Source organism: Xenorhabdus sp. SGI246, assembly GCF_040838225.1.
Classification (GTDB): domain Bacteria; phylum Pseudomonadota; class Gammaproteobacteria; order Enterobacterales; family Enterobacteriaceae; genus Xenorhabdus; species Xenorhabdus indica.
The window spans coordinates 99,556-124,335 of the sequence record NZ_JBFPEZ010000047.1; the positions used below are offsets into that span (position 1 = coordinate 99,556).

Below are 24,780 nucleotides of genomic sequence, written 5' to 3' on the forward strand. Positions count from 1 at the left end.
ACTATGTGACTAGGGCGCAGCTTTTTTTGAAACGGCCTGTTTCTACAAATACGGCGTGAGAATTAATCTCCCCTTTTCATCCAGAGGAATGGTTTGTTTTGGTTTATATGTTACTCTCACCTTACCAGGTTTATCACCGATCATATAAATAACGTCATACCCAATAATACGTTTTTCCTTGACATAAACCATGATACAATTTTTTAATTGAGAATAGTTCAATGCATGATATTCTCTTTTTATATTTAACATTTCAATAAGAGTGAACATACTATTCTTATATACAGACAAATGATTATTCTCAATATTTCGCAATCCAATTAGAAATGGTAATATACCCCCATTACAATAATATTGATGAGCATAAGCCATTGTTTTAATAGGCTCCGAAGAGAGCACTTGTGCAATTTTAGGCTGCGGGTTTTTAAAATAAAATATTGCAGCGATACCAACGGCAATCATAACAATCAGAGAGTAAATCCCACACTGCCTTGTCTTTAGTTTACTCACATAGCACCTTGTTATATTAATAATTTGATATACTCCTGAATTTAAACATGTTCATTAACTATTTGTAGAAACCAAAAATGCGTTCAATTCATTATTAAGAAAAATCCTATGAGGCTACTAAAATAAATGCTATCCATCTTTCAGTCTTTTGATTTGTATTAAGATTTAAAATCTATTGAATAGAATTTTTTCATTCAATTTATATCCCCTATTCTTTATACATCATTAGATTGAATATTTTTACTAAATTTTTTCAATTTTTACATATTGACATACATTGTTATGCCATAGTTACCTAATTAAAACTAGCCTTATTACAAGGATTAAACAGGTTTAAAAAATAATAGAGAAATAATTATGAAAGGTATAACAAAAAATATAAAAAAATAATCAAGACAAAATAAAAAAATGTTTAATGGTTCATCTGAAATATTTTGGATATATCAAATCCAGATGAACCCCTTTAACTCAATTAGTGCAATTTCAAACGTGGGCGAATAACACGGTTAATTCCACCAACCAACATCATTAAGCCTGTTTTAATATATCCATGTAATGCGACCTGATGCATGCGGTATAAAGAGATATAAACAATACGTGCAATACGCCCTTCTACCATCATGGAGCCACGCATCAAGTTACCCATCAAACTACCAACTGTACTGAATTTAGATAAAGATACCAGTGAACCGTGATCTTTATACACATACTCCTTCAGTGGTTTCTCATTCAGTAGAGCCAAGATATTGTTATAACAACGGCTTGCCATTTGGTGAGCAGACTGAGCGCGTGGAGGAACAAAACCCCCCTCTTTTTTCGGGCATGATGCACAATCGCCGATAACAAAAATATTGTCATCCAATGTTGACTGCAAAGTAGGTTTTACTACCAACTGATTTATACGGTTTGTTTCCAGCCCCCCAATCTCTTTCATAAAATCAGGTGCCTTAATCCCCGCAGCCCAAACCATTAAAGACGCCTTGATTTGTTCACCATCTTTGGTATTCAATCCATGTTCATCTGCACTGGTTACCATAGTTTTGGTTAAGACTTTAACACCAAGTTTGGTTAATTCCTGATGCGCAGCACTGGAAATACGTGGCGGCAATGCCGGCAGGATTCGTTCACCAGCCTCAACTAAAGTAACATTCAATGCGTCTGAATTCAGGCTTTCGAAACCATAACTGTTCAACTGCTTAACGGCGTTATACAGCTCTGCTGAAAGCTCAACACCTGTTGCGCCACCACCAACAATCGCAATGTTAACTTTCTCTTCCGCACATTGATTTGCAGAATATTTCAGAAACAGGTTTAACATCTCATTGTGGAAACGATGCGCTTGTTGTGGGTTATCAAGGAAAATACAGTTTTCTCTTACACCTGCCGTACCGAAATCATTCGATTGGCTACCCAATGCCATGACAAGAATGTCGTAAGCCAATTCACGTTCTGGTACAAGTAAATCACCACTTTCATTGCGGATCTCAGCCAGTGTGACTTTCTTTCCTTCACGATCGATATTTGTAAATGTACCTAACTGGAAGTTGAAGTAATGGTTACTAGCATGGGCCAGATAACTTAATGCATCAACACCATCATCAAGAGAGCCTGTTGCGACTTCATGCAATAATGGCTTCCATAAATGGCTGTTGTTGCGATCCACCAAAGTAATTTCGGCTTTTTTCTTGCGCCCTAATTTATGTCCCAAACGTGTTGCCAGCTCTAAACCACCAGCACCCCCACCAATAATGACAATTCTTGTCTTTGGCGTTGTCATGACTACCCCACTGAAAATACAACTAATGTTATGTAAAGCGCTAAAAAAATTTTTGGATAACGTTCTTAAATAACATCAGGCATAATAAATTTCGCACTGAAAATATCTCCAGAATATCATGGCTAGTCAGTAGGTCATACCAAAAATATCCCCTATCAAATTCTTTTGATTAATTAGACGCCAATCACAAAATTTGTGTACATGGCTTTAATTAATCAGACTTAAATCTGGTTTATGAAAATTTGTAATTCACAATGTTAAGATAGTGTTATTTATAGGATTTTCTGACAAAATGATATTCTGGAACCAACTTCAGGGAGAAATAAATATAAAGCAGCAAAAGAGATAGGATCACCAGGCAGTAACCCTACCCAGATTTGACAGCAACCAATCAGACAAATTCAATGATCAACCGCAACTTAGCCACTGTTCACATAGGTTATTCAATTGCTTGTTTGCCTGCTGCCAACGTTCTGATTTTTTCAACTCTTCCAGACTGAATTGACCTCCCTGATGATATAACCGTGTTACTCTATTCGAATTAATCATTGGTAAGTTATCCAGGACATCCGTGACCCCTTGACGGTTATTGCACACCAAAATCATGTCGCATCCCGCTTCCACTGAGGCTTTTGCACGTTCAGCATACCCGCCCATAACTGCCGCACCTTCCATTGACAGATCATCAGAAAAAATAACACCATTAAATCCTAGTTGCTGGCGCAAGACGTTGTTTAACCAGTAAGGAGAAGCACTTGCCGGACGATGATCAACCTGAGAGTAGATCACATGAGCCGGCATAATTGCATCAAGTAAATTTCGTTGAATAAAATCACGGAAGATCAACATATCGTGGCAGCTAATCGCATCCATTGAACGATCATCCAATGGCGTTTCTTTATGGGAATCTGCTGCTACTGCTCCGTGTCCGGGAAAATGTTTACCCGTTGATTTCATTCCTGCCGAATGCATCCCTCTGATAAATCGTTCAGCCATTATCATCGCCGGTTCAGGCTCTTCATGAAACGAACGTTCACCAATCGCAGTGCACTTATGTCCCAAGTCCAATACAGGAGCAAAACTGATATCAATATCCATTGAGATCATTTCTGATGCCATCAGCCAACCGGATTCTTCTGCCAAATATCCCCCCACCAGTTCATCATGCAAGCAGGCAAAAGACTGTGCGGCAGGTAAGCGAGTAAAACCTTCATGAAAACGCTGTACACGTCCCCCTTCCTGATCAACAGCAATAACTAAACGATGGCGGGAGGCTTCGCGGATCTGACGAACTAAATCACATAACTGCTGAGGATCGTGAAAATTGCGGGTAAACAAGATCAAACCGCCCACTAATGGATGTTGCAGAATTTCACGTTCTTCACTATCCAGCTCATAACCAACAACATCTAACATTACTGGACCCATAACATTCCTCACTTCTATTTGTATTAGTTCTTTGTATTGGTTATCTATTAAGTATTATCTTATTAATCACCATACTGCGGACTAAAACGCCAGATTAAAACTCAGGCGCAAGGGATGAGCCAATGCTGAAAATTGTGGCTCTTTTGTCCGCTGCCAGCGTACTTCGTACCACATCAGCATCATGTACCTCACCCACGGCTCCCACTGCTTAATTTTTTGCTCTAATAAGACGATATCAATATAGTCTGATGCGTAAGTACAATAATAATGCAAAAAAGTCTTCTGCTGTATCTCATCCCATTGATTACCTTTAAATAAGGTTGCCAATGAGAAACCAATATCGACATCCGTTGCATATTCCCAATCAATCAATTTTAGGCCTTCTGAAGTCATCAGCAGGTTATCGGGATGAATATCCATGTGAGCGGGTGCTATTTTCAAAGGAGCAGGCATTTTTGCTGTCATAAATAATTTATGTAGCCGCAACCAGTCCGGTGAAAGCCTTCGATTATCAATCTGCTGCCACTGAGATGCGATTTGTTGTTTAAGCTGGAGAGAATAACCCAATGGTGAATGGTGATGGAGGTTAGCAACTATTTGCGCCAACGACTGTTGAAATGACGGTAAACCAAATGCTTCAGCCGTAACTTTTGTTCCGCTCAGCCATTCTAATAACAGCCAATCACCATGCATGGCGATGACTTTAGGGGCAATACCATCAAAAGAGAGCTTGCGTAAGATCCGATTTTCCCGTTGACGATTCACCCCCAGAGTTCCACTATGCCACGTTTGCCTGCGCCCCACCATCTGATGCATGCCATCCGTAATATAGTAGCTTCCCTGGGTCAATCCTGTTAATGGCCTGATTTCCCAATTTCTTGCAGGAATGTCAGGCCATTTCTGACGCAATACCTCAAGTAAAGCTTTATGATTAGTCAATATCACCACTACCTGACCAAAGTATCTCACCTGTTTTGACCAACATAAGCTGCATCTCTATCTTACGCTGTTCATTGTTACCAGACACGGCAGAATAGAGCACATAATCAGCATTCAAATAACGCGCCAAGCCGATAGATTTACTGCGTAATGCCAGGCTATCTTCTGATGACAACCCTAATGCCTGCCGAGCGTAATACACCTGTTTTTTCGGTACTAGCTGAAAAAACTGTTTTTTACTGACCACATCTGTAATCGCATCTGTAGCCTGAAGTGTTCTCAGTGAGCCATTTGTGTTGTTTTTAACTGTATCAACAAGCAATACTTTTCCTGCCTCTACGCCCTGAGCATTGACCAATTGTTCAATTAATGGCTGAATGATACTATTCCAACTAATCGATTGAATCTTTGGAGGTTGAGGAACTTTCTCCAGAGGCTTTGCCGGAGGTTCCGTTTTTCGCTCTGGTTCAGCAGGAGTAACAGGAGCAGGCGGCTGTGGTGGTATTAATGAACAACTCGCCAGCAATATTGCTGATAATATAACTAAGAGAACTTTTTTCATTAATCTACTCCAGTTACAACACGGTTAAGCACAACTATCATACGAATCTGTTATACACAGTTCTATTAACGTAAATCCATCAACGAAAACTTATTAGCAAAAAAACTTATTAACAAAAATAGTGACGAATAATATTACCCTGCCAAAAGTGGGCCTAATGGATGCCCACCAACCAAATGCATATGGATATGAAATACTTCCTGTCCAGAATGGCGGTTACAGTTCATGATAAGGCGATAGCCACCTTCTGCAATTCCTTCTTGTTTGGCGATTTTCGCTGCAACAGTGAACAAACGCCCCAATGCGGGTTCATGCTCTGGAGTAACTTCATTAACTGTTGGAATAAGGACATTAGGGACAATCAGAATATGAGTCGGGGCTTGAGGTGAAATATCCCGAAATGCTGTCACCAAATCATCCTGATATACGATATCAGATGGAATTTCGCGACGAATAATTTTGCTGAAAATAGTTTCTTCTGCCATTTCACTTCTCCTTTCTTATCATTTAATTTTCTTAAATATTAATATGGAACAAGTCACAAAAGTTTCTTGTCGTTACTTCTGCTAATTTCTCAATGCTGACTCCTTTCAGTAATGCCATATACTCAGCAACATCACGTACATAAGCAGGCTGGTTCTGCTTGCCACGATAAGGAACCGGAGCCAGATAAGGCGAATCAGTTTCTACCAAAATGCGGTCGAGAGGGACAAACCTTGCAGCTTCACGAATTTGTTCTGCGTTACGAAATGTAACAATACCTGAAAAAGAAATGTAAAAACCGAGATCCAGTAAATCCCTTGCTGTATCTTTATCTTCTGTAAAACAGTGCAGCACTCCACCGCAATCCTGTACGTTTTCTTCTCGCAAAACCGTCAGAGTATCATCTCTTGCCTCACGGGTGTGAACAATCACAGGCTTATTTAATTCACGACCGATACGGATATGCTGGCGAAACGAAGTTCTCTGTAATTCAGCATTTTCTTTCTGATAATAATAATCCAGCCCTGTTTCCCCCAGTGCAATTACATCATTATCCGTAGCTAATCGTGCAAGCTCATCAAAATCGTAACCCTCATCCAGATTCAATGGATGAATACCGCAGGAATACGCGATATTTTCACGTTTACCAATCATATTTTTCATTTGCTGGAAACCGGGCAACGTAGTCGCTACCGCCAGCATATACTTCACATCCCTTTCTGCAGCTTTAGCCACTACATCATCTACACTTTTGTGCAGTGTTTCATAATCTAAACAGTCGAGATGACAATGTGAATCCACTAAAAACATAATATGCCCATATCTAAATGTGTTAGCGAGTGGAGCAATGCTGACTTTCCCAATTGAGTAATTGTTCAGTCAGTAACAATTCCCGATTGATACCCGCTACGGATATTAATCGATGACGACAACGTGTCCAATCATCAACCATATTTAATAATTTTTCCACACTTTGGCCAGAAGCCAAATGGTGGATTAATACCTGTTGATCTTGATTGATACAGTAATTTTGCGCTTCTTGCCGCCATTTCACCGCATCAGACAGCAGGCTGATCAGCCAATATAACGATTGCTGTGCATCATCACGATTCAACAATGGTAAAAGTGATAAAATATCATCATTATATAAGGCCTGTGTTATGGCCTGACAGAATGCAGTTCTCTGTTGCCATTTTTCAGTTTGGAGTAACTGTTTTGCAGCCAATGGGGCTCCCTGTGACAACTTTAATGCCGTCTGAATATCCTGCGATGATATTGCCGGAAGTTGGTTTTGCAGCCAGTACAACCCTGTTTCATTTTCGGGAGCAGGAAGAAAATAATAAAAACAGCGGCTTCGCAATGTTGCCAGCAAATTCGCCGGATGTTGGCACCTCAATAAGAAATAGGTATTTCGGGGCGGTTCTTCTAACGTTTTCAACAAAGCGTTAGAAGCTGCATCAGTTAGCGCTTCTGTTGATAGTAACCACACAATTTTAGCGCCGCCCTGTTGAGAATACTCGTAAAGTTTTTCACTAAGCTGGCGTACTGCATCTACGCCAATGACATTTTTCCCCTTTTCGGGAGCAAGAACATGCCAGTCAGAATGGGTTTCTGCCAGCATCAAATGACAACCGTGACACTTGCCACAACTTCTTGCACCTTGTTTATCCTGACACATCAGCCAGCGGCTTAATCCATAAAGTAATGCTTCCGCTCCAGTTCCTTCATGAGCATGAAGCAAAAGAGCATGATGCCCACGACCTTGTTGATGAGATTCAATCAACTGGCGATACGCATGGTTAAGCCACGGATACCAATTCATTCCTGCATTTCCCATTGTTTCAGCCAATGAAACAAAATCTGACGAATATCGTCCTGTACTTTTTCTAATGGCTGTGTTGCATCTACTTTTTTAATGGTCTTGTCTTGTTCTATAAGTTCAAGATACCTTGCACGAGTACGATAGAAAAAATCCAGCGATTCTTTTTCAATACGATCCAATTCACCACGCTCGCGGGCACGCTGTAAACCAACCTCTGGCGGTAAATCAAGATAAATGGTCAAATCAGGATGAAAATCACCAAGCGCTGCTCCACGCAATGAAGACAATAAGCTCTGGTCAATACCACGTCCTCCCCCCTGATATGCCTGAGAAGACAGATCATGGCGATCTCCGACAACCCAACTACCTTTCGCCAGAGCAGGCTTGATCACATTTTCCACTAACTGAACTCTGGCAGCGTAAAGCATTAATACTTCTGCTTTATCCGTCAATACTTCTCCTGCAATTCCTTCTTTGATCAATTGACGTAATTTTTCCGCTAAGGGAGTTCCACCTGGTTCACGGGTAAAAACAAGATCAGAAATGCCATGCTGTTTCAGTGTATCAGCCACAGTTTGGATTGCCGTAGTTTTTCCTGCGCCTTCAAGCCCTTCAATAACAATAAATTTGCTGTTCATTTATCCTGCTTTAATCTCTGGCGATAAAGATTTACCGCTTTATTATGTGCTACCAAATTCGTAGTAAATGTATGCCCCCCATTACCATCTGCAACGAAATATAGATAATCAGTCACAGCCGGATGTGCTGCTGCCTTGATCGATGCAAGGCCTGGCATAGCAATAGGCGTCGGTGGCAATCCCTCAATCAGATAAGTATTGTATGGCGTAAACGTGGTCAGGCTGCTACGAAAAATGGTCCCGGTATACTTATCTCCCAATCCATATATGACTGTTGGATCTGTCTGTAATCGCATCTTTAACCGCAGACGATTAACAAATACTGACGCGACCTTAGCACGTTCAGAATCTACCGCAGTCTCTTTTTCGATAATAGATGCCATAATTAACATCTCATAAGCACTCTTATACGGTAAATTCTCTGCACGATTTTTCCATTCCTGCTCGACTAACATGACCATTTTTTGGTGAGCACGCCTGAGTAATTCTATATCACGTGTACCTGCGGTATAGAGGTAAGTATCTGGATAAAACCACCCTTCCAGTGATTCATCTGTTTTCATATCCAATAACTTTGTCAGCGCTTGCGGCGTCTTTCCTTCTGCCTCATGCTTCAAGTATGGCGCATTCTGTAATATCTTTGTCCAGTCAGAAAGACGACTACCTTCAACAAAGCGGATAGAAAATTGGACCTCTTTACCACTGGAGAACAATTGCAGTATTTCTTTTAGCGTCATATTTTTTTGTAGACGATAAGTACCTGCCTTAAATTTGGCCAATTCTGGTTCTAAACGGAATAACCACTGCAATAACTGATTATCTTCAATAAGTTTATGCTGAATTAATAGTGTCTCCAGCCCGGCACGACCTATTCCGGCAGGCACTGTAAGTATCAGATCTTGAGTCAGATTAACCTTCTGAGCAGAAAAATTTTCTATTTTCTTTGTAAAAAGTAAAAGGGCTATTGCTGCAACAACAATAATCAATCCAGGCAAGATAAGAATGCTTTTTTTCAGTTTCATTCGATTACCATTTTTATCTGTCTTTCAATGATAGAGGCGGAATAACCGCTGTTTCATACCTGCGAATTACAACTACAGTCTTAAACATTCAGGTAATAAATATTCATATAATTCTCTGGATTGATATTTCCACGCAGGTTGATTTTTATGGGCCAGGATCTGATTGACAGCCATCACTGGCATCAGTGAATTACAAATAATCACCTCATCGGCATGTGCCAATGCTTCAGGATAACGCATAACACATGACAAGTTATAATCACTCTCTTCCAATATCTGGATAATCTGCTGTCGCATTACTCCTTCTACACCACATTGGCTTAAATCCGGTGTATAAACGTTTTTACCTCTCCGCCAAAAAATATTAGCGGTACAACATTCAACCAATAAACCATCGCTATCAAGTACCAACGCTTCATCAATTTTTGCTTGTTCAATAAACCGTTTTATCAAAACCTGCTCCAATCGGTTCAGATGCTTGATGCCTGCTAAATGAGGATTAATCCCCATAGCAACAGGGCTAAGGCCCAACGAAACACCTTTTTCACGCAGAGTACGATATTGTTCTGGATATGGACTTAACGAAAGGATTTGATTTGGCTCGCTAGTGCCATCAAAGCTGTACCCACGGCCACCATTCCCTCTGGAGAGGATCACTTTCAAAACACCTGATTCACATCCCGCAGCAACTTGTTTAATATGGTTTTCTAATTGCATCCAATCCAGTACAGGCATAAACAGTTTTTCAACGCTTTTTTGCAACCGTTTCATATGCAAAGGCAACAAAGCCGCCTGACCTTGCTCAACTCTTATTGTGGTAAAGCAGCCATCACCAAATTGTACTGAACGATCATTAACAGAAAGTTGATCGTGCAATTCGCCGTTAATCCAATACATCATCTTGTTTTCTGATTCTTAAATAAAAAGGCGTGAAAACCTCAGTTTATAAGGGGCGTTATAATAGTATATGAGTCGTGGCAGTGCAAAAATGTGCATCTGAAAAGCATAGAGAAATGAAACATAAAAAAACCCCAACATAAACGTTGAGGCTTTTTCTCGAAAATTGAATGTATTACATCTTACGGAAAATCAGTGAGCCGTTAGTTCCACCGAAGCCGAAAGAGTTACACAACGCGTATTCCATTCCTTCAATGTTGCGTGCCTGACCAGGAACAAAATCCAAGCGGCAATTTTCATCCTGATTAACCAGGTTAATGGTTGGAGGAACAATCTGATCACGCAGGGAAAGAATGGTGAAAATAGATTCCACCGCTCCAGCCGCTCCCAGTAAGTGGCCTGTCATCGATTTAGTTGAACTCACTAATACTTTAGTGCCTTTACCAAAAACAGACTCCACTGCCAGAGCTTCAGCAAGATCACCTGCTGGTGTTGAAGTACCATGAGCATTAATATAGCCTACCTGATCCGGGGAAATGCCTGCATCTTTCAAAGCATTTACCATAGCAAGTGCTGCACCTGCCCCATCTTCCGGTGGCGATGTCATGTGATACGCATCACTACTCATACCGAAGCCAACGACTTCAGCATAAATTTTCGCGCCTCGTTTTTTGGCGTGTTCATATTCTTCAAGAACAATAACGCCAGCACCATCACCCAAAACAAATCCATCACGATCTTTGTCCCAAGGACGGCTCGCACCTTGAGGATCGTCATTACGGGTCGATAAAGCACGGGCAGCACCAAACCCTGCAACACCAAATTCTGTACTTGCTTTCTCAGCACCACCCGCCAACATGATATCGGCATCATTATATGCAATAATACGCGCCGCATGGCCAATGTTGTGCACGCCAGAAGTACAGGCGGTTGCAATAGAAATACTAGGACCACGAAGACCATATAGAATGCTCAAATGGCCTGCTACCATATTAATAATGGTTGAAGGTACAAAGAATGGGCTGACCTTACGAGGCCCGGCCGAAAGCAATGTACTGTGATTCTCTTCAATCAGGCCCAAGCCACCAATACCAGAACCAATAGCAGCACCAAAGCGGCTAGCATTGGCTTCTGTTACTTCGATTCCTGCATCTTCCATGGCTTGAATGCCAGCAGCAATACCATACTGAATGAACAAATCCATCTTTCGGGCATCTTTGCGCGAAATATTGAAATCTTCATGATTAAAATTCTTCACCACACCAGCAAACTTAGTTGCATGGTTAGCGGTGTCAAAATGTTCGATAAGGCCGATACCACTCTGTCCGGTACAAACAGCGTTCCAAGAAGACTCTACTGTATTGCCGACAGGAGATACCATGCCTAGTCCGGTCACGACTACTCGACGCTTAGACACGGTTATCCTCCAGGGAGGGAAAAAATGTAAGACAAAAAACATAGGCGGTCGAGCGACCGCCTAGGTATATGTGCTTATTTACCTGCGTTTTCAACGTAGTCAATAGCAGCCTGAACTGTAGTGATTTTTTCAGCTTCTTCGTCTGGGATCTCAATATCGAACTCTTCTTCCAGAGCCATTACCAGTTCAACTGTGTCAAGAGAATCAGCGCCCAAGTCATCAACAAATGAAGCTGTGTTTACAACTTCTTCCTCTTTAACACCCAGTTGTTCAACGATGATTTTCTTAACGCGTTCGTCGATAGTGCTCATACTATTAAATTTCCTATCAAAACTCGCTTTTGCGATGGTTTTCGTAGTTTATAAAATACAGGAAAAGATGCAACCAAATCCCGGCTGGTCGAACCACCAACTGTCTTTTTTGTATAAAAAATACATCGAAAACAGTAGGTTCGCTCATTTTTAAATCATGTACATGCCGCCATTGACATGTAATGTTTCACCCGTAATGTAAGCGGCCTCATCAGAAGCAAGAAACGCTACAGCACTGGCAATTTCCTTTGCATCACCGAGACGATTAGCAGGAACTTGAGATAAAATGCCTGCTCGTTGATCGTCTGTCAACGCTCTGGTCATATCCGTTTCGATAAAACCAGGTGCAATAACATTGACGGTAATGCCACGAGAAGCGACCTCACGGGCCAGTGATTTGCTAAAACCAATGACCCCTGCTTTCGCTGCCGCGTAATTCGCCTGCCCTGCATTTCCCATTGTTCCAACAACAGATCCAATGGAAATAATACGCCCATAACGTTTTTTCATCATAGAACGCATTACTGCTTTTGACAGACAAAAAATCGAAGAAAGATTAGTGTTAACAATATCTTGCCATTCATCATCTTTCATACGCATCAACAAGTTATCACGTGTGATGCCCGCATTATTCACTAGAATGTCTATTTCACCAAATTCAGCACGAATATTCGATAGCGCTTGTTCAATGGATGTTGAATCTGTGACATTCAGTACAAAACCTTTGCCTTTATCACCAAGATAGGCACTGATTGCCTCGGCTCCCTTTTCACTGGTCGCAGTACCAATTACACGTGCACCACGTTCAGCCAATAATTCTGCAATCGCTCGACCTATGCCACGGCTGGCACCAGTAACTAGTGCAATTTTTCCATCAAAGCCCATGTTTTCCTCAGTCATTTATTCAGAGCAATTGTAAGTGATGATACATCATTTACTGCTACAGCACTTATAGTATCTACAATTCGTTTTGTTAAACCGGTTAATACCTTACCTGGCCCTATTTCTAAAATTTTATCAATACCTTGCGTTGCAAAGTATTCAACAGATTCTGCCCAGCGTACAGGATTATACAACTGACGAACCAGCGCATCCCGAATCGCATCAGCAGATTCTTCTACCTTCACATCCACATTATTGACAACAGGGAACTGCGGTTGATTGAACACAACAGATTGCAATGCAGTTGCTAACTGGTCTGCCGCAGATTTCATCAGCGCACAATGTGAAGGAACACTGACGGCCAAAGGCAAAGCTCGTTTAGCCCCAGCCGCTTTACATGCAGCCCCTGCACGCTCTACTGCTTCTTTCTCGCCAGCAATGACAACTTGTCCAGGTGAGTTAAAGTTAACAGGTGAAACAATTTGCCCCTGTGCTGATTCTTCGCATGCTTTTGCAATGGACTCATTATCCAGGCCAATAATGGCATACATAGCACCTTGGCCTTCAGGTACGGCCTCCTGCATCAGTTTTCCGCGGAATTCAACCAACTTGATAGCTTGTTGAAATTCGATTACACCAGCACAAACCAGCGCAGAATATTCACCAAGGCTGTGACCAGCCAGCATGGAAGGAGTTTGACCGCTCTGCTCCTGCCATATCCGCCAAATGGCAACGGAAGCCGCCAGCAACGCAGGCTGTGTTTTCCACGTTTTATTCAGTTCTTCTGCTGGCCCCTGCTGAACTAATTCCCATAAATCGTATCCCAGAACCTCAGAAGCCTCTGCGAAGGTTTGTTCTACGAGCGGAAATTCTGTCGCTAAATCAGCTAGCATGCCAAGGGATTGAGAACCTTGACCAGGGAATACCATTGCAAAATCAGACATGTTTATCTTCCTGTTAAGTTAAAAACGTACTAGCGCTGAGCCCCAGGTAAAGCCACCGCCAAATGCTTCAAGTAAAACAAGTTGGCCACGTTGAATTCTTCCATCACGTACCGCTTCATCAAACGCAGTCGGAACAGATGCCGCAGAGGTATTGCCATGACGATCGAGTGTCACAACAACTTTATCCATAGCCATATTCAGTTTTTTGGCTGTCGCAGAAATAATACGTAAATTCGCCTGATGAGGAACCAGCCAGTCAAGATGCGAATGATCTAAATCGTTAGCTTTTAAAGTTTCATCAACAATATTCGCTAATTCTCGCACGGCAACCTTAAATACTTCATTGCCAACCATTGTGACGTATGCTGGTGAATCCAATTTTTGGCGATCTTGATGAGGGGCGGTGAGTAGTTCACCATAATGACCATCTGCATGCAGGTGAGTTGACAGAACGCCCGGCTCTTCTGAAGCACCAACAATCATCGCACCTGCCGCATCACCGAAGAGGATAACTGTACTGCGATCTTCAGGATCCACAATTTTGGAGACAATATCAGATCCAATGACCAGTGCATGTTTAGCGGCACCAGTTTTAATAAATTGATCAACAACACTCAATGCATATGCAAACCCGGCACAAGCAGCCGCAACATCAAAAGCCGGAATACTATTAATACCCAACAACTTCTGGATCTGACAAGCACTACTAGGAAAAGCATGGCTTCCCGTTGTTGTTGCAACAACAATCAAATCGATTTGTGTTTTATCGATACCCGCCATTTCAATGGCTTTTTCAGCCGCCCTGAATCCCATAGTAGCAACTGTTTCACCTTCAGCAGCTATACGGCGTTCACGGATACCTGTACGAGTCACGATCCACTCATCAGTTGTATCCACCATTTTTTCTAAATCTGCGTTAGTACGCACCTGAGAAGGCAAATAACTGCCCGTGCCTAAGATCTTTGTATACATTTATGCTTATTCACTCTTGGGTAATACTGCATCTAGCCGGGCTGCGATCCTTTGCGGAACCTGCTTCTCTACCGCCTTAACAGCTTGTTCGATAGCAGCTTTGAATGCGTATTCATTCGCAGCACCATGACTTTTTATGACAATACCACGCAATCCTAATAGTGTTGCGCCGTTATACTGATCAGGGTTTAGATGACCAAAGCGTTTTGCTATTTGTTTGAGCAAAAACTTCCTGAATATTTTCACCAACCATGATGATTTTTTCTTCTGCCCATCTGATGACTTAACTAGAGACAGAATCACTCTGATCGCGCCTTCCATTGTTTTCAGCGTAACATTACCTGCGAAGCCGTCACACACGAGGACATCTGTTTTCCCCGTTAATAACTCATTACCTTCCACATACCCTATGTAATTAATCAAATTACTATTCCGTAATATCATGGCGGCTTCGCGGATATTATCTAGCCCTTTGGATTCCTCTTCCCCGATATTTAGCAATGCTACACGTGGATTATTTGCACCTGCAACATCTTCTGCCATCACAGCGCCCATAATGGCAAATTGCACTAACATACGACTATTACAATTAATATTAGCGCCCAAATCTAATACAACTGTTTTTTGCTGTTTCAGATTAGGTATAACTGTCACTAAGGCAGGCCGTTCAATCCCCTCGATCGACTTCAACATTAATTTAGCCAGCCCCATTAACACTCCGGTATTCCCCGCACTGACACATGCTTGCGCTTCACCTGATTTCACTAAATTTAGTGCAATACGCATTGAAGTGCCATGACTGGAACGAATTGCCTGGGAAGGCTTTACATCGTTGGCAACAACATGTTCCGCAGGAATAATTTGCAAACGGCTGAGCAACTCAGCATTTTTATTTGCAAGCAAAGGAGAAATGGTTTCGGGATCACCGACCAACAGTAGTTTTAATCGCGGATTAGATGCCAGTGCCTGCAATGCAGCAGGCACCGTGATGCGAGGACCAAAGTCCCCGCCCATAGCATCTAACGCTAGGGTTAGATTAGCCAAGATATCAACTTGCTAATAATTAGCTGAAATTACTTGTTGATTACCTTGCGGCCACGGTAGTAACCATCAGCAGTCACATGGTGACGCAGGTGAGTTTCACCAGAAGTTTTGTCTACAGAAACTTGTGCTGTAGTCAGTGCGTCATGAGAACGACGCATACCACGTTTAGAACGAGTTGGTTTATTCTGTTGTACGGCCATTGACCTTACTCCTTAAGTACTTTTCTTTAAACTGGCTAATACGGCAAATGGGTTTGGTTTTTCTACTTCAGGAGGCAGAACACCAAACACCATGTCCGCGTCGGACACTTCACAGTGTTCAGAATCATGTACCGGAACTACTGGTAGAGAGAGAATTATTTCATCTTCAATCATAGCCAGTAAATCTATTTCACCAAATTCATTAATGTCAATTGGCTCATACTCTTCCGGTAATGCCTCAGCCTGCTCATCATTGACGACCGGGCTAAAACAATACGTTGTGTGAACATGATGACTGAAATTACTGCCACAGCGCTGACAGGCAAACGTAACATCCACATCTGAATGCCCTTTTACAACCGCCAGACGCTGATTATCAATCTGAAATGATAATGAGCTATCTACATCACTATCCACACTGACCACAGACTCTACGAGACGAGACACTTGTTCAGCAGAATAGCTACCTGTGTAGTCTAATCTTTTCTGGGCTGCACGAAGTACATCAATGGTCAGGGGTAATTTTACCTTCTGCATAAGGCGCGCATATTATCTTTGTAATGAGACATAGTCAAAGAAAAAGGCCACACATCTGCACCTTTCCGCCAAATATTCGCTTAATAAGCGGCGTATAGTTTAAAATGCCTGCAAATATTTCTCTACGTATTTTATGGAAAAATGATGCTTCCGATTGTTTTATCATCAACTTCGATATATCGCCGCTTATTGTTAGAAAAAATAGGTTTACCTTTTACCTGTGCAGCACCACATGTTAATGAAAATTTGCAGGAGAATGAAACTCCAGAGCAATTAGTCATGCGCCTTTCACGAGCAAAAGCTATCGCATTACAAAACCATTATACCAGTCACCTTATTATAGGTTCCGATCAGGTATGTGTTTTAAATGGTAAGATTACAGGAAAACCTCATAATTTTGAGAATGCGCTCACACAACTAAAAAAAGCCAGTGGGCAACGCGTTACTTTTTATACTGGCATTACATTATTCAATAGCAAAGCAGGAAATACCGATACGCGCTGTGAACTATTTCATGTCCATTTCAGAGCACTGACTGAGGACGAAATCATCAACTATCTGAAAAAAGAACAACCTTTCAATTGTGCAGGAAGTTTTAAAAGTGAAGGACTGGGAATTACATTATTTGAAAAACTTGACGGTAAAGATCCCAATACATTAATTGGTCTGCCATTAATTACCCTGACAGATATGCTTATCCGTCAGGGGGTAAACCCTCTGACGGCACAATATTCATAACCAATTTATGGCAGTCTAATTACATTTGACGCAATTTTTTTAAACATTGGCGTAACCCGGTATCCATTGGTGCTTCAAAACGCAAAGTTTCTCCTGTTGATGGATGGGTAAATTTTAATGAACTGGCATGCAGAAATAGCCGGTTAATCCCTGTTTCTGCAAGCTGTTCATCAAATGTTCTGTCACCGTAGCGATCATCAAATGCAATTGGATGCCCCGCATATAAGGTGTGCACACGGATCTGGTGAGTACGTCCCGTTACAGGGCTGGCTCGCACCAGTGTGGCAAATGCATACCGCTCTTCAACCTTAAAACGTGTCTCCGATGGTTTACCCTCACTGCTAACCTTAACGATCCTCTCACCGCTTTGCAGAATATTTTTTAATAAAGGAGCCTGCACTACTTTACAATGGGATTGCCATTGGCCGCGTACCAATGCCAAATAATCTTTCTGCATTTGTTTTAAACGTAATTGTTCATGTAGTGAACGTAAAGCTGAACGTTTCTTCGCGATCAGTAAAACCCCGGATGTATCACGATCGAGGCGATGTACCAGTTCAAGAAAGCGCGCTTCAGGGCGTAATGCACGCAATCCTTCAATCACACCAAAGCTCAGCCCACTCCCACCATGTACGGCTGTTCCTGATGGTTTATTAATAACTAAAATAAAATCATCTTCATAAAGAATACATTCTGCCAAAGCCGCTACTTTATCCAACTTCGCAGAAACAGGAACATCCTGTTTTTCTGCTACTCTGACAGGCGGAATTCTGACAATATCATTGGCTGTCAATTTATATTCAGGCTTAACTCTTCCTTTGTTGACTCTAACTTCACCTTTGCGCAAGATCCGATAGACCATACTCTTAGGTACACCTTTTAAGCGAGCCAGCAAAAAATTATCAATTCTCTGGCCTGCTTCATCGTCATCAATAGTGACAAACTGTACAATTTGATTATTTGTTTTCATAAACGCAATTTTAATTATCCAGCAAACAGAGTGCCAATCATTTTTAAATTATGTATAAATAATATCCATATTTTTATTCTTTATTATTAATTTGTCTTAGAATAAAGACTAAAGATTAACAACTTATCACCATTTCATGATAAAAAACTCTTAAAGAGATAAAGTCACCTTGCTATCACCCCAATAGCAATGGAATAATGCTTTCCGGCCACAGTTTACTAAACTATGAATGGCAGATTGAAATTGTTTGTTATCTGTTTGTTTGAACAAAAACGCAGCAATGGCGTAAGACGTAATGTTTAATCAAACAATTTATGGGCTGTGGGTTGCAACTTACTGGACTGGGTAGAACCTGTACTAATTTATTACAGTATCCCCCCCAATAAAGAGCGCTGCGTTTCTTCCAATGAAAGAAATGAAATTCAGGCTCGCCGACAATCAGGCACCTCTATACAAACGATAGCCGTGAGGCTGGCGGTTTTGTAAAAGACACGAGGTCATCGGTTACCAGTAGTGCTTCTCTTTTTACCCGCAGCTCTATACTAATGTAAAAAATAATGAGTAAGTTAGAATGAAAAGAATGTTAATCAACGCAACCCAGCAGGAAGAGTTGCGTGTCGCCCTTGTTGATGGGCAACGTCTTTATGATCTGGATATTGAAAGTCCCGGACACGAGCAAAAAAAGGCAAATATCTACAAAGGTAAAATTACACGGATTGAACCTAGCCTTGAGGCCGCTTTTGTTGATTATGGTGCAGAACGACACGGCTTCCTTCCTATAAAAGAAATTGCTCGTGAATATTTTCCAAGTAATTACCATGCCCACGGTCGCCCCAACATTAAGGACATACTTAAAGAAGGCCAGGAAGTTATCGTTCAGGTCGATAAAGAAGAGCGAGGCAATAAAGGTGCAGCCTTAACAACCTTTATCAGTTTGGCTGGCAGCTATCTGGTTCTGATGCCAAATAATCCAAGAGCAGGTGGTATTTCCCGTCGTATTGAAGGTGATGATCGCATCGAATTAAAAGAAGCACTCTCTTCTCTTGAAGTACCTGAAGGTATGGGGCTTATCGTCCGTACTGCCGGTGTCGGCAAATCCGCAGAATCCTTACAAGGAGATCTGAACTTCCGCCTGAAACACTGGGAAGCGATTAAAAAAGCTGCAAACAGCCATCCAGCGCCCTTTTTAATTCATCAAGAAAGTAACGTTATCGTACGAGCTTTCCGTGATTATCTGCGTCCAGATATTGGGGAAATCCTGATCGATAACCCTAAAATCCTCGATTTGGCACGCCAACATATCACAGCTCTTGGCCGCCCTGATTTTGCCAGCAAAATCAAACTGTATAGTGGTGAAGTCCCCCTGTTCAGCCATTACCAGATAGAGTCTCAGATCGAATCCGCTTTCCAACGTGAAGTGAGACTGCCTTCTGGAGGTTCAGTCGTCATTGATACCACTGAAGCGTTGACTGCAATCGATATCAACTCATCCCGTGCAACCCGTGGGGGAGATATTGAAGAAACCGCTTTTAATACGAATCTGGAAGCCGCAGATGAGATTGCCCGTCAATTACGCCTGCGAGACCTCGGTGGTCTTATCGTTATCGATTTTATTGATATGACACCCGTTCGTCATCAGCGCGAGGTTGAAAATCGCTTGCGTGATGCTGTTCGCCAAGATCGTGCTCGTATTCAGATTGGCCGAATCTCCCGTTTTGGTCTGCTGGAGATGTCACGTCAGCGCTTAAGCCCGTCACTGGGTGAATCCAGCCATCATGTCTGTCCACGCTGTAGCGGTACGGGAACCATTCGCGATAATGAATCACTTTCCCTGTCTATTCTTCGTCTAATAGAAGAAGAAGCGTTGAAAGAAAATACTCATCAGGTGCATGCTATTGTTCCTGTTCAAATCGCTTCCTACTTATTGAATGAGAAACGTAAAGCTGTCAGTGCGATTGAACATCGTCAGGGTGGTGTCGGAGTGGTTATCGTTCCAAATGATCAAATGCAGACCCCTCACTTCTCTGTTTTACGTGTCCGTAAAGGTGAAGAAATTTCTGCCCTGAGTTATCAGCTCTTACAAGTTCATGAAACGGAAACGGCAAATGTTCAGGAAGATGCACAGCATGAACGTAAGCGTCCTGAACAACCTGCTATTTCGACTTTCGATCTGCCTACAGAAACCCCTGCACCTGTAACGGCAAAAACAAAAGAGAAAAAAACACCAGCAAATAATCAGCAAAAAGCAGAAAAACCCGGTTTGTTCAGCCGCTTGTTAAAAGCCCTGAAAAAAGCATTCAGTGGTGAGGAAGAGAAACAACCACGGCAAAAGAGCAAAAAATCTTCCGGTAACGATAATCGCCGTTCATCAGAGCGCCGTAATTCACGCCGTCAAAACCAACGTCGTGAGCGCAATGAGAATGAAACCCGTAATAATCGTGAGCGTGATGAACAACGTAAAGGACGTAATGCACAGCCTAAAAATAATGTGCAGGATGATTCTGTAATAGATAATGAGGCTCGTGAAACTCAGCAGCAACAGCGCCGTGAACAACGTGCAGAGCGTCAACGCCGCCGTCAGGAAGAAAAACGCCAGCAGCAATTGGAAATCAAAGCACAACAAGTAAGCAAAACTGAAGCTCCAGAGGAAGAAATAGAGGAACGTCAACCGGTTATGCCGAGGCGCCAACGTCGTCAGCTTGAGCAGAAAATCCGTATTATAGATAGCGTGAAAGAAGAAGCTGTTATTGCTGCCTTACCAGCAGTCACATCTGAATCTGTCCCAGTAATCGTAGAAGAAGAGAAAAAAGTTGCTGTACCAGTTGTTATCAATACAGAAATGGAAGTAACAGCTCATCCTTCTGTTTCAGACGAATCCATTGCGCAAAATGCAAGTGTACAAGTCTCATCTGTACAAAGTTCTCTGCAAGGTAATGAGCAACAAGATAACGTCATGCCACGTCGTTCTCGCCGTTCCCCACGCCATTTGCGTGTCAGTGGGCAACGTCGTCGTCGTTATCGCGATGAACGTAATCTGACCCAATCACCTGTACCTCTTGTAATGGCAGTAGTTTCGCCTGAATTAGCATCAGGTAAAGTTTGGGTTCGTTACCCTGTCACACCTGTAGTAACAATTTCTGAAACAGAGATTTCAACTGAAATTTCTGATGTTGAAGGAATAGCATCAGAGCAATCCGTTGATATCATGCAAGTTCCTGCAGTTGCAAAAATTGCTGAACCAATCTCAATCTCTGCTGTTACTGAAACAACAGAGACAGAGAAAACCACAAGCAACCACAAAGATGTTAAAGCTGAATCAGTGATCTATTCTGTGGCATCAGCTATAGAGCCTGCCTCTGAACTGACTGAAGCTCTAACACAGGAAACTGTAGGAGCAACTATCAGCAATAATATCGTATATCAGGTTGAAACTGTACATAACGCGGTATTACATGAAATTGAGGAAGAAGCACATCATGCAGCAGAACCTATCATCGTGACCTCTATCGCTGAACAGGAACACAATGAAGAACAGCCAACTGTCGTAACGGAAATATGCTCTCAGGCAACGGAAATTAAAGCGAAAGAGACAAAAGCTGCTGAACCACAGATCATCATGGCAAAAAATCATCACGCTTATTCCCCAATGACTAAAGCTCCGGCACCGGATATGGCGGGACAACCTGTCATCATTACTGAATGGCAACGCCCTGCTTATCCATTTAAAGGAAAAGGAGGTGCAGGCGGGCATTCTGCAACGAACGTCGCAACATCAGCAATGTCAAAGCCACAGTCATTCGAATAATCGAATAATATAATCGCCTATAAGATCAAATGGCTCCTTATCTGGGAGCCATTTCTTATTGTTCTCGCTAAAAAAACCTCTGTTTCATTTCCTTTGAGCTCTGATTCCAATAAACTCAGATAGTTATCATTTAAAATGGTGAATTATTATGGATAAAATTTCGTCTACGAAACCTTGGTTAATTTTTGGTGCGGGCAAAGGTATCGGGCGCTATCTAACCGATATCGCACTAAAACAAAAACGTCCGATTACGGCATTGATTCGTAATGAACAACAGGCTATTGAACTAAGCTCAATAGGTGTGAATGTGATACAAGGTGATGCCTGTGACAGCCGAAGTATAGAAAAAGCTATTGAACATGCCGGAGAAAATCCCATTGTTTTTTCAACCATCGGAGGAGGTAATTCAGATCACTACGGCAATATTGCCATCATAGATGCGTTGGAAAACGCTCAAATTTCTCGCATGCTCTTGGTGACATCCATAGGATGTGGTGATAGTTGGCACACCTTATCACCACGTGCCAAATCATTATTCGGTCAATCAGTCAGGCTCAAATCACTGGCAGAAAGTTATCTGCAAACCAGTACATTAGACTTTACAATTATTCGTCCCGGTGGTCTGACTAATCAAGCAGGTACAGGGAATTGCCAACGTTATCAGGGGGAAATTCACGGTATGGTGAGTCGTGAGGATGTCGCTTTGCAATTGGCACATATGGCTGAGGATAAAGAGACTTATTACCAGATTTACGCTTTGGTCGATCCTGAACTAAAACCTCACTGGAGTTGATAAAGTAACCACGCCTTCCGGCGTGGTCAATCGCTTATTTTACTCCGCCATCCATTGCCTTAAGCTTTTTGGATAATTCGCGGCGTTCTTTAGACAACTCAGCATTTTTGATAATGTATTCGTCTACTCGCTCTTCATAATCGCTACGCATATGGACGATAATTCCTTGAATATCTTCAACTGACATTCCCGGTTTAATGTAATCACTCAGATTATCCAGTAACAGTACACGTTTTTGGTTATCGCGGATCTTTTTCTCATTATCTACGATTTCTCGTTGTAATTTATTTTTGCGACGAAAGATACGCACAAACTCTAATACATTATGGAATGTCGGTTTATTCGCGTTGTCCATTTTTTACACCTTTCTTTAATTAGACCGATAATTTTTTATGCTGACTACACAATACAATTTCAGGCCACACATAGACAAGCCAGTTTCGATAATTTATTGACGTAATGAGCCTATGGGTTACCATATCTTTAATCTAGCCACACGACAAACTAACTTACCGCGGGTAAGACAACTCAAATTATATGAGCATGACTGATAGACAAGAATAATACATTGAAATCTAATTAGTTAAACCAACAACCAATGGATGCAGAATTACCTTGAGTAACGATAAAATCCCCACTTTCTACTTTCATGATTATGAGACCTTCGGTAAACATCCTGCCTTAGATCGTCCTGCGCAGTTTGCAGGAGTCCGTACTGACAGTGATTTTAATATCATTGAAGAACCTTTAGTGGTGTACTGTGCCCCTGCTGATGATTATCTCCCTGATCCTGAAGCTATCATGATTACGGGAATTACTCCCCAATTAGCACTGAATAAAGGGGTTAATGAAGCGGAGTTTGCACGCTTGATCCATACTGCATTCAGTAAACCCAATACCTGTATTCTCGGATATAACAATATCCGTTTTGACGATGAAGTCAGCCGTAATATCTTTTATCGCAATTTCTACGATCCTTATGCTTATAGTTGGCAAAAAGGTAATTCTCGTTGGGACTTGCTTGATGTGTTACGTGCCTGCTATGCCCTGCGCCCAGAAGGGATCATCTGGCCAGAAAATGATGATGGTCTACCTAGCTTTAAACTGGAATATCTGACAAAAGCCAATGGCATCGAACATACTCAGGCCCATGACGCGATGTCAGATGTTTACGCCACTATTGCTATGGCGAAACTGATTAAACAGGCACAACCTAAGCTGTTCGATTATTTTTTCCAGTTAAGAAATAAACAGAAAATCAGTAATCAGATTGATATTCCACAAATGAAACCGCTGGTACATGTATCAGGCATGTTTGGCGCTTTACGTAGTAATATTAGCCTGATTGCACCTTTGGCCTGGCATCCAACAAACCGTAATGCCGTTATCATGTGTGATTTGGCTGGTGATATCACACCTCTGCTGGAACTTAGTGCAGATGAATTACGTGAACGCTTGTATACCCGACGAGATAAATTACAGTCAGATCAAGCGCCTGTTCCCATCAAACTGGTGCACATCAATAAATGCCCGATTATTGCGCCTGAAAATACATTGCGCCCCCAAGATGCAGAGCGGGTTGGATTAGATCGCAACCAATGTGCACAAAATCTGGCTATCTTACGTAGCAATCCACAAATCAGGGAAAAAGTGGTCGAGTTGTTTTCTCATCCAGAAGAATTTCCAGAATCCGATAATGTTGATGCTAAGCTATATAGTGGCTTTTTCAGTGACGCTGATAAAACTGCAATGGAAATTATTCGTGAAACCACTCCTCAAAATTTGCCTGCGTTGGATTTAACATTTCAAGATACACGCATTAAAGCACTTCTGTTCCGCTATCGCGCCAGAAACTATCCGGCAACTTTGGATTATGATGAACAACAGCGTTGGTTGCAGCATCGTCGGGAGATACTGACACAAGAAAATATCACCCAATATTTTGCAACTATTGAACAACTTTTTATTGAACACCAATCTGATGAAGAGAAATGCCGTCAATTAAAGGCGTTGATCGACTATGCAGTTCAACTGGCTGAATGAATTTCAGTAAAACAGAAAAAGACAGAACCCAGGTTTTGTCTTTTTC

The 24,780-nt window shown here is 41.8% G+C and carries 25 protein-coding genes; 4 read left to right on the forward strand and 21 right to left on the reverse strand.

Going from position 1 to position 24,780, the window contains the following annotated elements; translation table 11 throughout:
* Positions 1–42: 42 nt before the first annotated feature.
* From umoD to yceD, 19 genes are all read right to left on the reverse strand, one after another.
* The gene (gene umoD / locus ABLA85_RS11780; protein WP_367964324.1) at positions 43–510 is read right to left on the reverse strand and encodes a UmoD family flagellar biogenesis regulator; all 468 of its coding nucleotides are present in this window, start codon (positions 508–510) and stop codon (positions 43–45) included.
* A 472-nt stretch (positions 511–982) separates the two neighbouring features.
* On the reverse strand, positions 983–2,287 hold the full coding sequence (locus ABLA85_RS11785; RefSeq protein ID WP_367964326.1) for an NAD(P)/FAD-dependent oxidoreductase: 1,305 nt from the start codon (positions 2,285–2,287) through the stop codon (positions 983–985).
* A gap of 408 nt (positions 2,288–2,695) precedes the next feature.
* Positions 2,696–3,763: a beta-N-acetylhexosaminidase gene (nagZ, locus tag ABLA85_RS11790; RefSeq protein WP_367964411.1), complete on the reverse strand. Its 1,068-nt coding sequence runs from the start codon at positions 3,761–3,763 to the stop codon at positions 2,696–2,698.
* A 33-nt stretch (positions 3,764–3,796) separates the two neighbouring features.
* Positions 3,797–4,660 (reverse strand): phosphotransferase, encoded by an 864-nt coding sequence (locus ABLA85_RS11795; protein ID WP_367964327.1) that lies wholly within the window; start codon positions 4,658–4,660, stop codon positions 3,797–3,799.
* Positions 4,647–5,216, reverse strand: a complete 570-nt coding sequence (lpoB, locus tag ABLA85_RS11800; protein ID WP_367964329.1) for a penicillin-binding protein activator LpoB — start codon at positions 5,214–5,216, stop codon at positions 4,647–4,649. Before lpoB ends, ABLA85_RS11795 begins: the two co-directional genes overlap by 14 nt.
* Before the next feature lie 134 nt (positions 5,217–5,350).
* Complete coding sequence (gene hinT / locus ABLA85_RS11805) at positions 5,351–5,701, reverse strand: purine nucleoside phosphoramidase (RefSeq protein WP_367964331.1); 351 nt, start codon at positions 5,699–5,701, stop codon at positions 5,351–5,353.
* Positions 5,702–5,732: 31 nt separating this feature from the next.
* The gene (locus ABLA85_RS11810) at positions 5,733–6,509 is read right to left on the reverse strand and encodes a metal-dependent hydrolase (RefSeq protein ID WP_367964332.1); all 777 of its coding nucleotides are present in this window, start codon (positions 6,507–6,509) and stop codon (positions 5,733–5,735) included.
* A gap of 22 nt (positions 6,510–6,531) precedes the next feature.
* Complete coding sequence (holB, locus tag ABLA85_RS11815; RefSeq protein WP_367964334.1) at positions 6,532–7,521, reverse strand: DNA polymerase III subunit delta'; 990 nt, start codon at positions 7,519–7,521, stop codon at positions 6,532–6,534.
* Complete coding sequence (gene tmk / locus ABLA85_RS11820; protein WP_367964336.1) at positions 7,518–8,159, reverse strand: dTMP kinase; 642 nt, start codon at positions 8,157–8,159, stop codon at positions 7,518–7,520. The genes holB and tmk overlap by 4 nt, the downstream gene beginning before the upstream one ends.
* Positions 8,156–9,181 carry an endolytic transglycosylase MltG gene (mltG, locus tag ABLA85_RS11825; protein ID WP_367964338.1) on the reverse strand — a complete coding sequence of 342 codons (1,026 nt, stop codon included), beginning with the start codon at positions 9,179–9,181 and terminating at the stop codon, positions 8,156–8,158. The genes tmk and mltG overlap by 4 nt, the downstream gene beginning before the upstream one ends.
* 72 nt (positions 9,182–9,253) lie before the next feature.
* The gene (gene pabC, locus ABLA85_RS11830) at positions 9,254–10,078 is read right to left on the reverse strand and encodes an aminodeoxychorismate lyase (RefSeq protein WP_367964413.1); all 825 of its coding nucleotides are present in this window, start codon (positions 10,076–10,078) and stop codon (positions 9,254–9,256) included.
* A 175-nt stretch (positions 10,079–10,253) separates the two neighbouring features.
* Positions 10,254–11,495, reverse strand: coding sequence for a beta-ketoacyl-ACP synthase II (gene fabF, locus ABLA85_RS11835; protein ID WP_367964340.1), 1,242 nt, complete (start codon positions 11,493–11,495; stop codon positions 10,254–10,256).
* A gap of 74 nt (positions 11,496–11,569) precedes the next feature.
* Positions 11,570–11,806 carry an acyl carrier protein gene (acpP, locus tag ABLA85_RS11840; protein WP_012989255.1) on the reverse strand — a complete coding sequence of 79 codons (237 nt, stop codon included), beginning with the start codon at positions 11,804–11,806 and terminating at the stop codon, positions 11,570–11,572.
* 150 nt (positions 11,807–11,956) lie between these two features.
* Positions 11,957–12,691 (reverse strand): 3-oxoacyl-ACP reductase FabG, encoded by a 735-nt coding sequence (gene fabG, locus ABLA85_RS11845; protein WP_367964415.1) that lies wholly within the window; start codon positions 12,689–12,691, stop codon positions 11,957–11,959.
* 11 nt (positions 12,692–12,702) lie between these two features.
* Positions 12,703–13,632, reverse strand: a complete 930-nt coding sequence (gene fabD, locus ABLA85_RS11850) for an ACP S-malonyltransferase (RefSeq protein ID WP_367964343.1) — start codon at positions 13,630–13,632, stop codon at positions 12,703–12,705.
* An 18-nt stretch (positions 13,633–13,650) separates the two neighbouring features.
* Positions 13,651–14,604: a beta-ketoacyl-ACP synthase III gene (locus ABLA85_RS11855; protein ID WP_367964345.1), complete on the reverse strand. Its 954-nt coding sequence runs from the start codon at positions 14,602–14,604 to the stop codon at positions 13,651–13,653.
* Between the two features lie 6 nt (positions 14,605–14,610).
* Entirely contained in the window at positions 14,611–15,648 is a 1,038-nt protein-coding gene (gene plsX / locus ABLA85_RS11860; RefSeq protein ID WP_367964347.1) for a phosphate acyltransferase PlsX, read from the reverse strand.
* 29 nt (positions 15,649–15,677) lie between these two features.
* A complete protein-coding gene (rpmF, locus tag ABLA85_RS11865; RefSeq protein ID WP_038260337.1) occupies positions 15,678–15,848 on the reverse strand; it encodes a 50S ribosomal protein L32 in 171 nt (56 codons plus the stop codon).
* A gap of 12 nt (positions 15,849–15,860) precedes the next feature.
* Complete coding sequence (gene yceD / locus ABLA85_RS11870) at positions 15,861–16,385, reverse strand: 23S rRNA accumulation protein YceD (RefSeq protein WP_367964349.1); 525 nt, start codon at positions 16,383–16,385, stop codon at positions 15,861–15,863.
* Positions 16,386–16,529: 144 nt separating this feature from the next.
* Here yceD and ABLA85_RS11875 point away from each other — a divergent pair, with 144 nt between their 5' ends.
* Positions 16,530–17,123 (forward strand): nucleoside triphosphate pyrophosphatase, encoded by a 594-nt coding sequence (locus ABLA85_RS11875; RefSeq protein WP_367964351.1) that lies wholly within the window; start codon positions 16,530–16,532, stop codon positions 17,121–17,123.
* Between the two features lie 19 nt (positions 17,124–17,142).
* On the opposite strand, the gene rluC is transcribed toward ABLA85_RS11875, so the two are convergent.
* Positions 17,143–18,093 carry a 23S rRNA pseudouridine(955/2504/2580) synthase RluC gene (rluC, locus tag ABLA85_RS11880; protein WP_367964353.1) on the reverse strand — a complete coding sequence of 317 codons (951 nt, stop codon included), beginning with the start codon at positions 18,091–18,093 and terminating at the stop codon, positions 17,143–17,145.
* A gap of 571 nt (positions 18,094–18,664) precedes the next feature.
* Here rluC and rne point away from each other — a divergent pair.
* Both rne and ABLA85_RS11890 read left to right on the forward strand, forming a co-directional pair.
* A complete protein-coding gene (gene rne, locus ABLA85_RS11885; RefSeq protein WP_367964355.1) occupies positions 18,665–21,898 on the forward strand; it encodes a ribonuclease E in 3,234 nt (1,077 codons plus the stop codon).
* Between the two features lie 148 nt (positions 21,899–22,046).
* Positions 22,047–22,691: an SDR family oxidoreductase gene (locus ABLA85_RS11890; RefSeq protein ID WP_367964357.1), complete on the forward strand. Its 645-nt coding sequence runs from the start codon at positions 22,047–22,049 to the stop codon at positions 22,689–22,691.
* A gap of 34 nt (positions 22,692–22,725) precedes the next feature.
* On the opposite strand, the gene tmaR is transcribed toward ABLA85_RS11890, so the two are convergent.
* Positions 22,726–23,046, reverse strand: a complete 321-nt coding sequence (tmaR, locus tag ABLA85_RS11895) for a PTS system regulator TmaR (RefSeq protein WP_047679660.1) — start codon at positions 23,044–23,046, stop codon at positions 22,726–22,728.
* Positions 23,047–23,306: 260 nt separating this feature from the next.
* On the opposite strand from tmaR, the gene sbcB reads away from it, so the two are divergent.
* Positions 23,307–24,734 carry an exodeoxyribonuclease I gene (gene sbcB, locus ABLA85_RS11900; protein ID WP_367964359.1) on the forward strand — a complete coding sequence of 476 codons (1,428 nt, stop codon included), beginning with the start codon at positions 23,307–23,309 and terminating at the stop codon, positions 24,732–24,734.
* Positions 24,735–24,780 lie beyond the last annotated feature (46 nt).

What these genes read in the sequence shown, in the direction of transcription:
- ABLA85_RS11785 (WP_367964326.1), bottom strand. Translation starts at nt 2,287, where the DNA reads ATGACAACGCCAAAGACAAGAATTGTCATTATTGGTGGGGGTGCTGGT.
- lpoB (WP_367964329.1), bottom strand. Translation starts at nt 5,216, where the DNA reads ATGAAAAAAGTTCTCTTAGTTATATTATCAGCAATATTGCTGGCGAGT.
- hinT (WP_367964331.1), bottom strand. Translation starts at nt 5,701, where the DNA reads ATGGCAGAAGAAACTATTTTCAGCAAAATTATTCGTCGCGAAATTCCA.
- ABLA85_RS11810 (WP_367964332.1), bottom strand. Translation starts at nt 6,509, where the DNA reads ATGTTTTTAGTGGATTCACATTGTCATCTCGACTGTTTAGATTATGAA.
- holB (WP_367964334.1), bottom strand. Translation starts at nt 7,521, where the DNA reads ATGAATTGGTATCCGTGGCTTAACCATGCGTATCGCCAGTTGATTGAA.
- tmk (WP_367964336.1), bottom strand. Translation starts at nt 8,159, where the DNA reads ATGAACAGCAAATTTATTGTTATTGAAGGGCTTGAAGGCGCAGGAAAA.
- mltG (WP_367964338.1), bottom strand. Translation starts at nt 9,181, where the DNA reads ATGAAACTGAAAAAAAGCATTCTTATCTTGCCTGGATTGATTATTGTT.
- pabC (WP_367964413.1), bottom strand. Translation starts at nt 10,078, where the DNA reads ATGTATTGGATTAACGGCGAATTGCACGATCAACTTTCTGTTAATGAT.
- acpP (WP_012989255.1), bottom strand. Translation starts at nt 11,806, where the DNA reads ATGAGCACTATCGACGAACGCGTTAAGAAAATCATCGTTGAACAACTG.
- fabG (WP_367964415.1), bottom strand. Translation starts at nt 12,691, where the DNA reads ATGGGCTTTGATGGAAAAATTGCACTAGTTACTGGTGCCAGCCGTGGC.
- fabD (WP_367964343.1), bottom strand. Translation starts at nt 13,632, where the DNA reads ATGTCTGATTTTGCAATGGTATTCCCTGGTCAAGGTTCTCAATCCCTT.
- ABLA85_RS11855 (WP_367964345.1), bottom strand. Translation starts at nt 14,604, where the DNA reads ATGTATACAAAGATCTTAGGCACGGGCAGTTATTTGCCTTCTCAGGTG.
- rpmF (WP_038260337.1), bottom strand. Translation starts at nt 15,848, where the DNA reads ATGGCCGTACAACAGAATAAACCAACTCGTTCTAAACGTGGTATGCGT.
- yceD (WP_367964349.1), bottom strand. Translation starts at nt 16,385, where the DNA reads ATGCAGAAGGTAAAATTACCCCTGACCATTGATGTACTTCGTGCAGCC.
- ABLA85_RS11875 (WP_367964351.1), top strand. Translation starts at nt 16,530, where the DNA reads ATGCTTCCGATTGTTTTATCATCAACTTCGATATATCGCCGCTTATTG.
- rluC (WP_367964353.1), bottom strand. Translation starts at nt 18,093, where the DNA reads ATGAAAACAAATAATCAAATTGTACAGTTTGTCACTATTGATGACGAT.
- rne (WP_367964355.1), top strand. Translation starts at nt 18,665, where the DNA reads ATGAAAAGAATGTTAATCAACGCAACCCAGCAGGAAGAGTTGCGTGTC.
- ABLA85_RS11890 (WP_367964357.1), top strand. Translation starts at nt 22,047, where the DNA reads ATGGATAAAATTTCGTCTACGAAACCTTGGTTAATTTTTGGTGCGGGC.
- tmaR (WP_047679660.1), bottom strand. Translation starts at nt 23,046, where the DNA reads ATGGACAACGCGAATAAACCGACATTCCATAATGTATTAGAGTTTGTG.